11 protein-coding genes are annotated in these 14,533 nt (G+C 76.6%); 2 read left to right on the top strand and 9 right to left on the bottom strand.

The genetic code is table 11. From position 1 onward, the window contains the following. Nucleotides 1–7: 7 nt before the first annotated feature. Nucleotides 8–796 carry a maleylpyruvate isomerase family mycothiol-dependent enzyme gene (locus tag ACQRUO_RS27780; RefSeq protein ID WP_428318829.1) on the bottom strand — a complete coding sequence of 263 codons (789 nt, stop codon included), beginning with the start codon at nt 794–796 and terminating at the stop codon, nt 8–10. Between the two features lie 173 nt (nt 797–969). Further along, nucleotides 970–2,013 carry a hypothetical protein gene (locus ACQRUO_RS27775; protein WP_428318828.1) on the bottom strand — a complete coding sequence of 348 codons (1,044 nt, stop codon included), beginning with the start codon at nt 2,011–2,013 and terminating at the stop codon, nt 970–972. Nucleotides 2,014–2,218: 205 nt separating this feature from the next. Between ACQRUO_RS27775 and ACQRUO_RS27770 the strand changes: the two genes are divergently transcribed. Further along, nucleotides 2,219–3,718: an alpha/beta fold hydrolase gene (locus ACQRUO_RS27770; RefSeq protein ID WP_428318827.1), complete on the top strand. Its 1,500-nt coding sequence runs from the start codon at nt 2,219–2,221 to the stop codon at nt 3,716–3,718. A 7-nt stretch (nt 3,719–3,725) separates the two neighbouring features. Here the strand turns inward: ACQRUO_RS27770 and ACQRUO_RS27765 are convergent, their stop codons facing one another. From ACQRUO_RS27765 to ACQRUO_RS27735, 7 genes are all read right to left on the bottom strand, one after another. Next, nucleotides 3,726–5,384 (bottom strand): thiopeptide-type bacteriocin biosynthesis protein, encoded by a 1,659-nt coding sequence (locus tag ACQRUO_RS27765; protein ID WP_428318826.1) that lies wholly within the window; start codon nt 5,382–5,384, stop codon nt 3,726–3,728. 19 nt (nt 5,385–5,403) lie between these two features. Next, nucleotides 5,404–7,401: a TOMM precursor leader peptide-binding protein gene (locus tag ACQRUO_RS27760; RefSeq protein ID WP_428318825.1), complete on the bottom strand. Its 1,998-nt coding sequence runs from the start codon at nt 7,399–7,401 to the stop codon at nt 5,404–5,406. 52 nt (nt 7,402–7,453) lie between these two features. Further along, a complete protein-coding gene (locus ACQRUO_RS27755) occupies nt 7,454–9,175 on the bottom strand; it encodes a hypothetical protein (RefSeq protein ID WP_428318824.1) in 1,722 nt (573 codons plus the stop codon). Further along, nucleotides 9,172–10,521 (bottom strand): lantibiotic dehydratase C-terminal domain-containing protein, encoded by a 1,350-nt coding sequence (locus ACQRUO_RS27750; protein ID WP_428318823.1) that lies wholly within the window; start codon nt 10,519–10,521, stop codon nt 9,172–9,174. Before ACQRUO_RS27750 ends, ACQRUO_RS27755 begins: the two co-directional genes overlap by 4 nt. Next, nucleotides 10,518–13,241 (bottom strand): lantibiotic dehydratase, encoded by a 2,724-nt coding sequence (locus tag ACQRUO_RS27745; protein ID WP_428318822.1) that lies wholly within the window; start codon nt 13,239–13,241, stop codon nt 10,518–10,520. Before ACQRUO_RS27745 ends, ACQRUO_RS27750 begins: the two co-directional genes overlap by 4 nt. Before the next feature lie 100 nt (nt 13,242–13,341). Beyond that, nucleotides 13,342–13,542: a thiazolylpeptide-type bacteriocin gene (locus tag ACQRUO_RS27740; protein WP_428318821.1), complete on the bottom strand. Its 201-nt coding sequence runs from the start codon at nt 13,540–13,542 to the stop codon at nt 13,342–13,344. Nucleotides 13,543–13,693: 151 nt separating this feature from the next. Further along, a complete protein-coding gene (locus ACQRUO_RS27735) occupies nt 13,694–13,993 on the bottom strand; it encodes a DUF1330 domain-containing protein (RefSeq protein ID WP_428318820.1) in 300 nt (99 codons plus the stop codon). A 118-nt stretch (nt 13,994–14,111) separates the two neighbouring features. On the opposite strand from ACQRUO_RS27735, the gene ACQRUO_RS27730 reads away from it, so the two are divergent. Further along, entirely contained in the window at nt 14,112–14,414 is a 303-nt protein-coding gene (locus ACQRUO_RS27730; protein WP_428318819.1) for a DUF1330 domain-containing protein, read from the top strand. Nucleotides 14,415–14,533: the final 119 nt, after the last annotated feature.

Raw genomic sequence — 14,533 nt, 5'->3', positions numbered from 1 at the left:
GGCAGTCCTACTCCATGTCCCACTCTTCCAGCAGGTCGAAGAGGTGCCGGTCGCCTTCGAGCTTCAGGGAGTCCAGCGGGATGCGACCGTAGACGGCCAGGACCAGGTCGCTCGCCGTACCCTGGACGGAGACGTCGACCGACTCCGAGTCCTCGCCGGCGGCGGTCACACCGCCGGATTCGGGCAGACGGAAGGCCCGAGAACCATCGGCGGACAGCGCTTGGCGCCAGGAGCCGCGATCGATGACGTGATAGTCGACGACGGCGGGCTCGTGCGGCCAAGCGACCGTCGTGGTGCAGCAGGTGAACAGGAACTCCTCGACACCGTCAAGCGCCACCTCCTCCGGCAGCGGCTCCGGGGCGCCCACGGCGAGCTGGGCGTCATAGGTGTGCATCGCGATCTCCTGGAGCTGGTGCCGGGCGACGGCGCCGCAGGTCCGCGGCGACTGCGACGCGCCCCACCACGTCCAGCAACCGCGCTCCGGGCCGGCCTCCCGCAACGCGTCCAGCAGCTGCTGCGTCGACTCGGCCAGCCAGGCGAGCAGGGCCTCGCGCTCCTGCGGTGCGGTCAGGCCCTCTCCCGCCGACTTGCCCGAGGCCTCCGGCCCAGCCGCGACCGTGGCGGCCCAGGCGCGACGCCCCCCGCCCAGGTGGTGCACCAGGTCGAGCAGCGTCCACTCGGGGCAGGTCGGCACCTGCACATCGAGGCTGGGCGCGGAGGCGATCGCGGCCCGGAAGGCGGCCGACCGCTCGTCGATCAGGCGCAGCAGCTCAGGGAAGTCCAAGGTCTTGTTCACGCGGGCTTTCTATCACTGTGCAGCGCAGACGTAACAGCGATTTTGTCCTCGAGCTCCCGTCGTCCGCCCGAAGGGCGGGCGGGGCGGCTCCCCCAGCCGCAGGCCGGGGAGGTGCGTGCTCAGGCGGCACCCCGCAGGCGGGAGGTCGTGGACCGGCCCCAGGGGGTTCCCCCTCACCGGGCCAGGGCGGCCAGGCTGAGCAGCAGGTGGGCCAGTTCGGGGTGGTGGAGGTCGCCGTGACCGCAGGCGGGGAGGCTCCGGGCGGGCGGGGCGGCGCGGTGGGCGGCTCCCCCGAGGACGTTCACGATGCCGCTCTCCAACGCCCGCCGGTGGTACGGGACGTCGACGGGCAGCAGCGGGACGGCGGACCGGCGGACGGCTGCCGCCGCGCCGCCCAGCGGTCCGCGGAGGGCGCCGGGCTCCGGCGGCGCGTCCCCGCGGGCGTGGGCGAGCACCAGGGGGCCGCGCAGCGGGGCGGTGGAGCGGCCGGGGGCCGGGAAGAGGGCGGGGAAGCAGGTGGCGTAGGCCTCGCGGGGCGCGGCGGGCTGGAGCAGCAGCATGCTGTCGACCGTGAACGGCGGCTGCCGGTCGGCCGCCGCGCGGCGGACGGCCTCGCAGAGGAAGCGGCCGCCGAAGGAGTGCCCGAGCAGGTGCAGGTAGCGGTCACCACCCGGCTCGCCCGCTGGTCGCCCCCGCTGCGCGTCGAGGCAGCCCAGCAACCGGGCGAGCACCTCGCCCGCGCTGCCGCCGGCCGCCGCGCTCATCGCCGCCGCGCGGTCCCGGATCCGCCGGTAGCCGGCCAGGGTGGGAGGGCTGGCGGAGGGCCAGCGGACCACCACGCACCACGGCCGGTAGCCCGCGGTGATGCCGGGGTACAGGGCGGGGCGGGCCGCCAGCAGGGCCCGTGCCGTGTCGGTCAGGTCGGTTGCCGCCCGGTCCGCCGGCCGCGTGGTGGTCTGCCAGCCGGGCACGTGGACGTAGACGTCACCGGCGGCCGCCGGCATCCGCAGGCGGTCGGCGAGGTGCGCGGCCAGCCGGTCGCCGCGCACCGGGAGCCCGGTGGCGGGGTCGAGCAGGCGGCCCTGCTCGTCCAGGTCGACCGCGACCGGTCTGGGTCCGTCGTCTCTGGGTCCGTCGCCTCTGGGCCCGTCGGCTCTCGGCCCGTCGTCCCTGGGTCCGTCGTTGCCCGGCCCACCGCCCTCGATCTCACTCACCATCAGTTTTCCTTCGGGTAACCGGATCCACCCCGCATGGTCACAGCCCCCTGTGACCACGTCTGACGCTCATTCAACTCTAGTGAGCATCAAGCACGTTGTCATTTCCGGTAGGGATTGCCCCACCCCCGCGGTGGCACCGGCACCACCCCGCACCCGCAGGCGCACCGGATCGCCCCGGCCGCCCCGCCGGTCAAGACTCTTCCCCATGACGACGACCCGCATCACCCGCACCGCGGCCCTCACCCTCGCCGCCGCCACCACCGCGCTGACCCTCTCCGCGCCCCTCGCCCAGGCCGCCCCCCGCCCCACCACCTCCACCCTGCACTGGACCAGCTGCGCCGCCCCCACCCCCGACCCCCGCCAGCAGTGCGCCACCCTCACCGTCCCGCTCGACTACGCGCAGCCCGACGGGCCGAGCATCACCCTCGCGGTCTCGCGGATCCCGGCAGCGCAGCCCGGGTTGCGGCGCGGGGTGCTGGTGACCATTCCGGGCGGACCGGGCAATCCGGGGCTGAACCGACCCGCCCAGGTGGCGAAGGTACTGCCGCAGTCGGTGCTCGACCGCTACGACCTGATCGGGTTCGACCCGCGCGGCGTGGGGCAGTCGACGCCGGTGAGCTGCGACCTGGCCCCGGCGGACCTGGCCCCGGCGAACATCTACCCGTGGCCGGCGGCGGACGGCGGCATCACCGAGAACGTCACCACCGCCCAGCGCCTGGCGCAGCAGTGCTGGACGAACGGCGGGCCGGTGCTGCACAGTCTCAGCAGCGCGAACGAGGCGCGCGACCTGGACCGCATCCGGCAGGCGCTGGGCGAGCGGAAGCTCTCCGCCTGGGGCGTCTCCTACGGCACCTACGTGGGCGCGGTGTACGCCACGATGTTCCCCCAGCACACCGACCGGGTGGTGCTGGACAGCAGCGACGACCCCGATCCGACCCGGGTCGGGCGCGGCTGGCTGGCCGGGTACGCCACCGGCGCCGAGGACCGGTTCCCCGACTTCGCCGCCTGGGCCGCCCGGCCGGACAATCCGCAGCGGATCGCGGACACCCCGGACGAGGTCCGGCAGCGCTACCTCGACCTGGCCGCACAGTTGGACCGGGCGCCGATCCCCTGGCCGGGTGCGGTACCGGCCGAGCTGAACGGCAACGTGCTGCGCGAGACCATGCTGCAGAGCCTCTACTCCGACGCCGGCTTCCCGAACCTGGCCCGCCTGATGCTCGCGGCCGAGGGGAAGGCCCAGCTGCCCACCCCGGTCGCCCCGCCCGAGGCGGCGTTGCAGAACTCGGTGGCCGCCTCGGTCGGGACGCTCTGCGGAGACGTGGCCTGGCCGACCTCGGTCGCGGACTACCAGCGCGCGACGACCGCCGACCGGGCCGCGCACCCGCTGACCGCCGGGATGCCGGTCAACGTCATGCCGTGCGCCTTCTGGCCGGTGAAGCCCGCCGAGCCGCCGGTCACGGTCACCGCCAAGGGCCCGTCGAACGTCCTGATGGTGCAGAACCTGCGGGACCCGGCGACCCCGTACTCGACGGCGCTGAAGATGCGCAGCGCCCTGGGCGACCGGGCCCGGCTGGTCACGGTGGACTCCGGCGGGCACGAGGCCTACCTGGCGAACGGCAACGCCTGCGGCGACAACCTGGTCACCGACTTCCTGGTCACCGGCCACCGCCCGCGGCACGACGCGTACTGCCCCGCAACCAACTGACGTGACATCAAACTCCCTGCTCCGGGCGGCGCCCCAGCGGCAGCAGGTACTGCAGCGGCTGGTCCAGGTCGTCCAGGCCGAGCAGCTCGTGCGCCAGGTCGTCGAGGAACCCGGCCAGCGGGACGCTCACCAGGTCGAGCGCGGTCGCGGTGAGCAGCAGGGTCTGGGCCAGGTGGCCGGCCTCCAGCAGGCCCAGCCGCAGCGCCCGCAGGCCGTACCGGCGGCGCAGCAGCCCGAACTCGACGTAGAGGCCGAGCAGCGCGGGTGCCTGCTCGATCCCGATCAGGTCCGGATCGTCGGTGGGCCGGGCGAAGTAGGAGGAGAGCGCGGTCAGTTCGGCCGTGCTCGGCGCCGGCCCGACCGGGCGCAGGGTGCGGTGCTCGGGGATGCAGTCGTAGGTGCCGGCGGGCAGCCCGGTCACCTCCCGGGCGATCAGCCGCAGCCGGGCGGTGTAGAGCGCGCCGGCGCTGGGGTAGGGCCGGTGCGGCATGGTGTGGGTGGTGCCGTCCGGACGGGGGTGCTCGGTGCGGTGGCTCTCGGCGTGGGCGGACCAGAGCAGGGTGCCCAGGGTGGCGGCCGAGAGCGGGCCGCGCAGCTCGCCGCGGGCCGAGACCCGCCCGGTGAACGCCTGCCGCAGCGAGGCGGGCGGCAACTGGCCGGCGGGCAGCGGGCGGTCGCCCGGGGCCGGGCGACCGAGCTGTTCCAGGTCGGCCGGCTCGAGCAGGCGCAGCGCGCTGTCCTCGGTGCGGCCGGCCTGGAACTTGCTGCGCTCCAGGTACTGGCGGTCGGGTGCGCGGTGGCCGACCGGGAAGAACGACGGCGGTTCGCCCGCGTCCAGCAGGGTGCGGGCGGCCAGCCGGCAGATCGCCCGCTCCTCGTCGGGGGTGATGCCCAGGCGGTTGAAGAGCATGTGCAGGTGGGAGCCCCAGACCCGGGGGTCGCGGACCGTCGAGCCGCAGACCCGCGGCGCCCAGGCCAGCAGCCAGGGGTGGGCGCTGCGGCGCTCGGCCAGGTCGGCGGCGAGGTCCTCGGCGCGCCGGACCAGGGTCTTGTGCTGGAGCGCGAAGACGGAGTTGACCCGGGCGTGCACGGCCGCGCCAGGCAACACCTCGACCTCGGTGACCCAGCGCCAGCCCGCCGCGTGCCGGCGCAGCCACTGGGCGCCCGCGAGCCGGTCCAGGCCGAGCGCGAGCACGGTGGTGTGGGCGAGGTCGATGCCCGTGGTCAGGCGCTGGGTGGCCCGGTCGGCCGCGGCGGGGGCGCGGCGCAGCGCGGCCAGGGCCTGGACGGCCACCCGGCTGGAGACCGCGAAGACCGCCTCGGCCTCGGGTACGGCCTCCGGGCCGCCGTAGCGGTCGACCTCGGGGCGGTAGGGCACCTCGCGGACCTCGCCGTGCGTCGAGGGCCAGGGGCCGGCGACGGAGGGCACCGCCTTGGCGAGCCGGCTCAGGGTGGCGGACAGTTCGGCGGCGGCGAGCGGCGCCAGGTCGCGTACCCGGATGCGCAGGTGCGGGCCGTCCTCGCCGTAGCGGATGAAGAACCAGTCCGCCGCCTGCCCGGAGACCACCAGGCCGTCGAGCAGCGGGGCGAGTTCGGCGGTGAGGAAGGCGTCGACGTCCGCGGTGTCGCTGTGCAGGAACAGGTGGAGGCTGTGCCAGTCGGCCATGGGGGAATCCTCTGCCGGATCACGGGAACGGGTGCGGGTGGATGGTCAAGTCGGATGGCCTGAGCGGCCGTTCGGTGCGGCCCAGCCGGTGGGGGACCTCCAGCAGGCGGGGCAGGCCCTGGGTGCGGTGGTGGACGTGGCCGAAGGTCATCGGCAGCGTGCCGGGCACCACCACCTTGGCGCAGTACAGGCCCAGTCGGTCCCGCACGCCGGGTTCGTCCTGGCGCACCACCAGCACCTCCAGGCCGAGGCCGGCCAGCCGCTGCACGGTGCCGGTCAGCAGCCCGGTCAGGTCGGCGACCGGCGCCGGCGCGCCCGGCCAGGCCGCCCGCCAGTCCCGCTCGGGGGTGTCGGCGAAGAGGAAGGCCAGCCGCGGTTGCGCCGCGGGCAGGGTGTTCAGGCCGACGTGGTCGTCCAGGGTGCGGACCAGCTCCGGGCGGGTCAGCATCGGGTGCAACCGCTCGGGGTCGTAGGGCCGTTCGCTGCTCGAGGCCCGCCGGGCGGCGGCCTGCACCGTGGTGACGACCTCGATCACCGCGGACCGGATGGCGCTGCGCGGGTCGTGGTGGGCACCGGCGGCCAGGAAGCAGCGCGGGGCGTCGGGGTGCCGCCCCCGGTACCGGCAGACGGCCACCACGGCCGGGATGCCGAGGTCGTTGGTGGCGTCCAGCAGGATCAGCCGGTAGCCCGACAGCGCCGCCCGGTCGGCGAGTCGGCGCACCTCGAGGTCCTCGGCGGGCAGCGCGATCCGGGGCAGCGGGGTGGCGGCGTACCAGGCCATCAGGAACGCGTCCCGCTCGGCCACCTCGAACAGGCCGTACAGCGCGGCCTCCTCGGGACTGTTGCCGAGTCCGCAGCCGTTCGAGCTCTCGTAGACCACCCGCGGCCGGTCGGTGCCGGGGACGTCCCAGTACGCGACGTGCTCGGGCAGCAGGAGCGGGCGGTCGCGGGTCAGCGACCAGCCGTGCACCCAGTCGAGTTCCAGCTCCGGGTGGTAGGGGACGGTGGAACTGGCCGGGTGGCCGTGGTACGTGGGGTCCGGCAGGCCCAACCGGGCCGGGTCCAGCGCCCGTTCGGGGCCGAGCCGGGCGTAGGCGGCGCGCAGCGCGGTGCGCCGGCCGGTGGGGCGCATCCCGGCGAACCGCTCGACCGCCTCGAAGAGCGCGACGCGTTCGCTGCTCCCGAAGTCGGCCGCCCGGCCGTAGCCGCCGTCGTCCACCGCGCGACCGTCCGCGACGTAGGCGCTGGTCAGGCTGAACGCCGAGTCCTCGGTGCGGACCAACCGGCGGACCGGGCCGAAGCGCTCGTCGTGCAGGGCGGCGCGCAGCGGGTCCGCGCCGGTGCGGGTGTCGGGGGCGAGCCGGGCGTTGGGTTGGCGCAGCACGCTCGGATCGGGGAGCGGGCGCGGGGTGAGCGGCACCCGGGCGGCCGCGGCGGTGTCCGGCGGCAGCGGGGCGCAGACCGGGCAGCCGCCGACCGGGCGCACGTGGTGGGTGGACCAGGTGGCGCGGTCGCCGTGCACCACGTGGACGGTCGCGCCGATGGGCGGGTCGGGGGGCGTGTCGGTGTTCGCGTCGGCCAGGAGTTCCGCGGCCAGGGTCAGCACCGCCTCGTCGAGGGCCGGCACGATCAGCCCGCCCAGCGCCAACCGCGGGCTCTGCCACGGCACCCGGCCCCCGGCGGTGGCCAGCCGCTGGTACTCGGTGCAGCTCAGACAGGCCCCGGCCCCCGGCCGCAGCACCGGCCCGACCACGATCAGTGCCCCGTCGCACCGCACCGGCACCTGGACCACCGGGTGCGCCAGCGCGTGCCGGCTCAACTCGGCGGCCAGGCCCGGACTCCACTCGTCGAGCAGCACCACGGCCGAGCCCGCCACCGCGGCGAGCGCCGCCTCGGCGGTGAGCACCGGCGGGTGGGCGCCCGGCGGAGGCAGGGGCGGCGCAACGGGCGGCGTCAACAGCGAGGTCCCCGGACCGGCCACCGACGCGGCGGCGCGCGGGGTCACGGGTGCGGTCATCGGAGGCCTCCCGTCGAGGTGCGGACAGCGGGACGCGGGTTCACCGGTGCGGTCATCGCGAACCTCCGGCGGGGGCGAGGACGGTGAAGCCGCAGGCGTGCAGGGCCGCGGCGAGGGGGGAGGTGTCGGTCACGTCCGGCGCCAGCGGCACGGCGTGCAGGCCGGTCAGCCGGCGCAGCGCGAGGTGCAGGGCGGGCTCCCGGGTGGCGAGGCCGGCCAGCCAGCCCGTGGTCGAGCCCTCGTCCTCCCAGCTCGCGGGCTCGACCCCGGCGGCGGCGAGGGGCGCGAGGGCCCCGCTGGGGAACGACCACGCCGCCGGGCGGCCGGCCACGGCGCGGGCAACGGCGCCCAGGGCGGCCAGCGCGACCGCGTCGCCGGCGGTGGCCTCGACCGCCCGGCCGACCGGCTGCCCGGCGACCCGGACAACGGCCCGGTGCACACCCGGTGCGAGGCAGCTGACCGCCACCCAGGGCTTGGCCAGGTGCAGTTCGCCCAGGGTGCGCCACCAGTGCCGGGCCTGCGGGTGCTCGCTCCACGGCGACGCGGGCCGCCGGTTGGCCGCGCCGGTCCCGGACCGCACCGCGGCGCGCAGCGCGCGTCCCCAGGCGTGCTCCGGGGTGGCGCCGACGGCCACCCGCGGCGGCCGGTCCGCCGCGCCGCCGCCCAGCCGCAGTTCGGCCGCGGCGCAGAGGGCGTCCAGCCGGGCCAGGTCGGTCCGCGCGCCGGCCGCCAGGAGCACCCCCTCTGGCGGCACTCCCGCAGGCGCCGGGCAGCTCACCAGGGCGACCGGCAGCTGCGGCAGCTCGCCCGGTTCCGCCGCGGCGAGGACGCCGAGCCGGTCGTCGCCGAGCGCACCGGCCCGGTGCAGCGCCTGGGCCAGGGTGACGGGCGGGGGCAGCGGTGCGGCCCGGTCGGGGTCCAGGGCGAGCGAGCCGAACCAGCTCCGGTACTCGGCGCGCAGCGGCCCGGCCTGGGCCAGCAGCACCGCCGGGCGTCCCGGCAGCACCCGGTGGTCCTCGCCCTCGGTCGCGGGGTCGGGCAGGCCGGCCACGGCGCAGAGCAGCCGCTGGGTGGCGGCGCCGGCGAGCAGCGCGGTCAGCGCCGGCGGCACCCGGGCCTCGTCGGTGCCCCAGCCCAGCCGGGCGGCCAGCGCCGACGCGTCCGCCGTGGCCTGCTCGGGGCTGCCCGGCGCCGTGACGAAACCGCCCTCCCGGGTGGCCCGGACGGCGACCGCCTGCAGTCGTCCGGACGCGCCGAGCGCCAGCAGCAGCACCCCGGCGCCGGATTCGGTCACCTGACACGGCGAGCTCCCCGCGCGGTGCAGGGCCCGCAGCGCGGCCCGGGCCAGCGGGGAGGCCGGGTCGGCCGCCTGCACCCGGATGCGGGCGCCGGCCAGGGCCGCGGCGGCGGCCGCCGGTTGCGGGGCGGTGGCGCGCAGCCAGGGGGCAGCAGGGGTGGCGGCCGCGTCCACCAGCAGGTCATGGGTGCGCAGGTGGCCGATCAGGGTGTTCAGCGCGGCGCGCAGCGGCGAGCCGGCGGGGGCGTGGTCGATCAGCGCGGTGTGGTCGCCGCTCTGCAGTGCCTCGGCGAGCAACTGCCAGAGGGCCGGCAGCGCCCGACTGCCCTCCAGGGTGACCGCGGAGCGCCGCCCCCGCAGGTGCAGCCCCTCGCGCAGCGGCGTGACGGCGACCCCGGGCCGCAGCCGCCACCCCTCCAGGGCGGCCACCGCGTCGGCCACCTCGACCCCGTCGGGGTGACCCGTGGTGGGGCTCATGACGCCGCCTTCTCCTGGCTCGACGCCGCCGCCGGGCCGGAGGCCGCCGCCAGGCTCGCCGCCTCGGCCAGCCGCTCGCGCCAGCGGTGCCCGGTGAGCTCCGGGACGGCCTGCACCACCAGGTAGGCGGCCAGGTAGCGCTCCACCGGGCGGACGCCGCAGCCGGCCAGCAGCCGGTAGAGACCATTGGTGCAGGTGCGGTAGACCAGGTACTCCGGGTCGGCGAACATCCCGCCGCGCGGATCGGCGCGGCGCATCATCCGGTGGAACTCGCTGAACCTGCTGCGCAGTTCGGGAGTCCAGCGGTGCAGCGCGGCCTGATCCCCGGTGGCGGCGGCGCGCTCGGCGTAGGCGGCCGGCCGACCGGCCAGGTCCGCGCCGGCCGCGAGCCGACGCTGCGTCAGTTCCCAGGCGCTGGTCGACCAGTAGGCCCAGGGCTGCTCGGCGGGCTGCAGCCGGCCGGCCGCGACCCGCTCGACCAGGGCGGTGACGGCCGCGCGCGAGTCGGTCCAGCGCCGCTCGAAGGACTGGCGCAGCCGACCGTCCGGGTCGTCGTGCAGCAGGAAGTCCTCCAAGTGGGAGACGTAGGAGTAGTGCCCGCCGACCAGGGCGCCGGGGTGCGCGGCGGCGTGCGCGGTCAGGACGCCGACCAGCAGCTGCACCCGGGCGGCGGAGGTGTCGCCGGCGGCGGCGAGGAAGTCCGCGCCGGCCCGCAGCGCGGGCAGCCCGAGCCGGAGCAGGTCGTCCCGCAGGGCGGCACCGTCCGGGCCGAGCAGGGCGCGCAGTCCGCTCCGGTCGACGCTCTCGATCCGCGCGGTGTTGTCGGGCACCACCGGGCCGTAGGGCGGGGCGATGAGTTCGGCGCGGCCCGCCGCGGCCGCCTCGGCGAGCAGCTCGGCCGTGCTGCGGTCGCTCTGCGAGGGGTGGGAGCGGAGCCAGCCGCGGACGGCCAGCACGCCCTGCTCGGCGGCGGCCGCCACCTGCTCGGGCGGGCCGTCGATCCGCACCCGCAGGTGCGGGCCGTGCAGCCAGTGCCGCTCCACCTGGGCCGCCAGGCCGTGTGCCGCGCAGCGCTCGGCGAGCGGCAGGATCGCCTCGCGGAGCAGGGCGTTCTTGTCGGGCTGGTGGTAGTAGGCGACCACGTCACGGGCGGCGGCGTCACCGGTGGCCGGGTCGGTGTCGAGATCGGCGAGTACCTTCGGGATGGTCATGGCGGGCATGGGCACCTCCTGGTCGCGGCGGTCGGACGGGTCATGGGGGTCGGACGGGACATGGAAGTCGGACAGGTTGCCGAGCTCGGACGGCTCGCGGGGCTCGGGCCGCTCGCGGAAGCCGGCGGCGGTCATCCGGACCACCCGGCGCTCCGGTCCCGCCCGGCGCGGTAGGCCTCCACCACCAGCTCCACCACCCGGCCGGCCCGCGCCCGCCCGCCGGGCGCCGGCAGCGCCTCCTCCAGTACCACGCCCCCGGGGTGCCGGGCCAGCCAGCGGCCCAGGCAGCGCAGCTGGAGGGCGTTCCCGAGGTCGACGAACTGCGGCTTGGGCTGCCGCAGTTGGGTGAGGAGCGCGTCGGCGGTCCAGCCCTCGGGGGCGGCCTGGGCCGGGCGCAGGAAGAGCTGCTCGGGCAGCCCGAGCAGCGCCCGCCAGCGGGCGGCGGTGGCCGCCGGAACCTCGCGGTCGGCGGCCAGTTCGGCGGTGAGCGCGCCGACCACGGCGGCGGGCAGGTGCCAGCGGCGGCGTTGCAGGACCAGGTGGCGGTACCCGAGCCGCGGGGTGCGGACCACCCGGCCCCCGGGGGCGAGCAGCGCGGTGGCCGACAGCAGCGGCTGGAAGTCGACCACGCCGTGCGGGTGGTCGCAGAGCAACGGGGCCAGCCGCTGCGGCAGCATCACCGGGGCCAGGAAGCCGGCGTACAGCACGTCGAGCGGTTCGCCGGTGGCCCGCAGTCGGAACCGGAGTTGGTCGGCCGCCTGGTCGTGCCAGAGTTCCAGCTCGGACTCGCCGATCGAGGCCCAGCGCCGGTCGGGGCCGATCTCGTCGGGCACCAGCAGCGGGTGCAGGTTGGCGTTGAAGCCGCCGACCGGGCGGACCTGGGCAACCCGCGCCTTCGGCCCCAGCCCGCGGCGGACCTGTCGGGCGATCGCGTCGGTGGCCTCGACCGGCAGGGTGTCGAGGAACCGGCTGCTGAACCGGCCCCAGCCGCCGTACACCCGGTTGACGCAGAGCAGCCCCGCGGCCGGGTCGCGCTGGACGAAGTACGAGTAACCGAGCGGGCGGGCCACGGCCCAGTCGGGCAGCCGGGCGCCGAGCCCACGGACCAGCTCGACCGGCAGCGCGAGGTCGCCGACCTCGCCGACCTCGCCCGCGCCCTCGCCCGCGCCGCGGTCCCCGCGGAGCCCGGCGACCGCGGCCAGCACCTCGGCGCGCAGGTCGGCCAGCTCGGCCAGCCCGGCGGGCAGCTCCGCGCGTTGCCGCGGGTCCAGGGCGGCCAGCCGCCCGGCGTCCTGCCAGGCGGCGACCAGCTCGGTGCCGAACTCCCACACCCGCGGGCACCGGCCGCCGGGCCCGTAGCGGGCCACGAACCGGTCCAGCGCCAGCCGGCGCACCAGGTTCCCCAGGTCGAACAGCTCGGCCAGCGGGGTGAGTTCGGCCAGTGCCCCGGTGTCCGCGGCGGTCAGCTGCCCGGCCGCTCGCAGCGGCTGCGGCGCCACCACGTCCTCGGAGAGCACGCTCAGCGGCACGCTGTCGGCGGCGACCGGACGGCCGGCCAGGTCCAGCACGGCGTGCCAGCGGTCGGCCAGCTCGGCGAGCGCGGCCGGGCGGCGGTCGGCGGGGGTGGCGGCGAAGGTCTCGGTGCGGTGGTCGATCTCGGCCAGTCGGTCGGCGAGTTCGGCGTCCGCGGGCCGCCCGCGCAGCCGGCGGACCAGCTCGGTCAGCGGCTCGGCCGCCTGCGGGTCGACCGGCTCGGTGGGGAGCAGCAGGCCGGCCCCGGTCAGCCGGTCCAGGAACGCCACGGCGGCCGGGCGGTTCGCCGGGCCGCCCAGCGCGGCCGTCAGCCGGTCGGTCAACTCGGCGAGGGCGATGGGGTGTTCCGCCTGCTCGGTGACGAAGGCCAGCGGACCGGTGGCGGGCAGGGCCAGCTCCTCCTCGGTGCTGAGCAGGTAGCGGCCGCCGGCGTGGTGCAGGTTGCTGCGGGCGTAGACGGCGCGGCCGTCGGCGATCCGCGCGGTGCTGGTGATCCGGTGCGGCAGGTCGGCGCGGCGCTGCGGGTCGTCGAGCAGGGCCTGGGTGAGCGCCCCGACCAGGACCCGGTTGACCTTGACCACCGGGGTGAGCGGGCCGGCGCCGAGCTGTTCGCCGAGATCGCCGAGGCCGCGGGAGTCGAGCGGCCCGGCCGGCCCGTCCAGGCCCGGGGCGAGCGGCCCCCAGCCGACCGCGGTGAACCAGGAGAGCGGGCTGGTCTTGGTGCTGGCCCGCAGCGCGTACCGCAGCACGCCGGGCTCCTCCTTGCGCGCCCGCCGGTCGGCGGCCCCCGCCCCCGCGCGCTGCACGGCGCGGAGCAGGTCGGTGCTGGTCAGCGCAACCGCCCGGGCCAGTGCGGGCTCCCGGCAGAGCGCCGCCAGGGCGACCCGCTCGGCCACCAGCGCCGGTGGCCCGCTGCCGTCGAGGGCGGCGAGCAACTCGGCGTGTTCCTGACGCAGCGTCAACCAGTGGGCCAGCTCCGGCACCCGACCCGGCAGGTCGGCGAGCCGGGCGAGCAGCGCGGGCCGCGGCTCACGCCCGTTGTGCAGGGCGCGCCGCAGCGGCAGCACCACCTCGCGGTGGAAGTCCTCGGTGTGGCCCGCCCGACTGGCGTACAGGGCGTCGCCGAGCGCCGGTCGCAGTGCAGCCAGTGCCGCCTCCACCCGGGCCAGCGCCGCGAGTTCGGCCCGGAAGGCGGTGGCCGGCGGCTGCTCGGCCGGGTAGCCGAGCACCGTCGCCCGGACCAGCACGTAGGGCGCGCAGTGCACGGCGTAGTCGCCGCGGTCGGTCGCCGCGTGACGCCTGGCGTCCAGGACGTCCGTCATCTCTCCCCCTCCTCCGAGCCGGCTCTGGCCTGCGACGCGGTGACCGCGCGTCCCCGGGGTCGGGAGCGCGCGGTCACCCCTGCGCCGGGTCAGGCGGCGGTTAGAGCGGCTGCGGGTAGGGGTGCGGCTGGGCGCAGGACGAGGAGCCCTGGCAGGAGCTGGAGCCCCAGGAGGCGCCGCCCTCGGGCAGGGCGGCACTGTCGCGCAGCGAGGTGACGGTGAGGTCGGTCAGGTCGAGATCGGCGAGCTCGAAGCTCGGGGCGTCGCCGTCGGCGGGGGTGCCATGGGTGAGATCGGACATGTCGGTCTCCCTCGGGTCGGGGAATGGCTGAGGTGCGCTTCCGATGCTGTCAGCGATGCCTCAAGACCCACTCGAACCGACTTGCACCCCGGGCGGTCCGGTGCAGACGTGCCGGTGCTGCCGTGCCAGTACTGCCGTGCCGGTGCCGCCGTCAGCGGGGTTCCGGGCGGCCGGCGACGAGCAGCACGACCCCGTGCGAGCCGGCCTTCCGGTCGGCGGCGATCTCCTGGTACTCCGGCGAGTCGGCCCACTCCCGGAAGGCGGCGGTGTCCGGGAAGGCGAGCAGGACCACCTTCTGGTGCTCCCAGCTGCCCTCCTCCACCGAGGGGTGCTCGTCGGCGGCCAGCAGGCTCCCGCGGAAGCGGCCGAGCACCTCCAGGAAGCGACGCTGGTAGCGGTCGTAGCGGGCGCGGTCGGTGATCGACAGCTGGGCCACCGCGTAGACGGTCATGCGTCCTCCTTCGACGGGCGTCGAATCGCGCCACCCCGTGCTTAGTCGGGCCCGGTGTATCGTCGGCCACAGCCTGGCTGACACCGTTTCAGACGCACCCGAGTCGACCGGAGTTCCGATGACCGCGCTGCTGATCCTCAACTACCACGTGTCCGACCAGCAGCGCCTGGACGCCTACCGGAAGGCGGCGACCCCCGTACTCCTCGGCCCGGACCGCGGCGAGATGCTGGTCGGCACGGACCGCACGCTGCACCTCGGCGAGGGCGGCCGTCCGACCGGCGGCACCCACACGGTCGTGCTGCGCTTCGCGGACGTCGAGCGGGCCGAGGCCGTCTACCACTCGGCCGAGTACCAGGAGCTGGTGCCCGAACGGCTCGCCGCCACCGAGCCGTTCGCCGCGATGATCGTGCCCGAGCTCTAGGGCCTGTCTTCAAACCCCCGTCGTCCGCCCGAAGGGCGGGCGCGGCGGCGTTGGGGTGCGTGCATCGGCGGCGCCGAGGAGGGAGTCCATGCGGAGCATCGGCGACTGACGAGAAGCCG

The organism is Kitasatospora sp. LaBMicrA B282, from assembly GCF_050325825.1.
GTDB lineage: Bacteria > Actinomycetota > Actinomycetes > Streptomycetales > Streptomycetaceae > Kitasatospora.
Note: the sequence above shows the minus strand (reverse complement) of the source record. Positions and strands in the feature narration are given on the sequence as shown.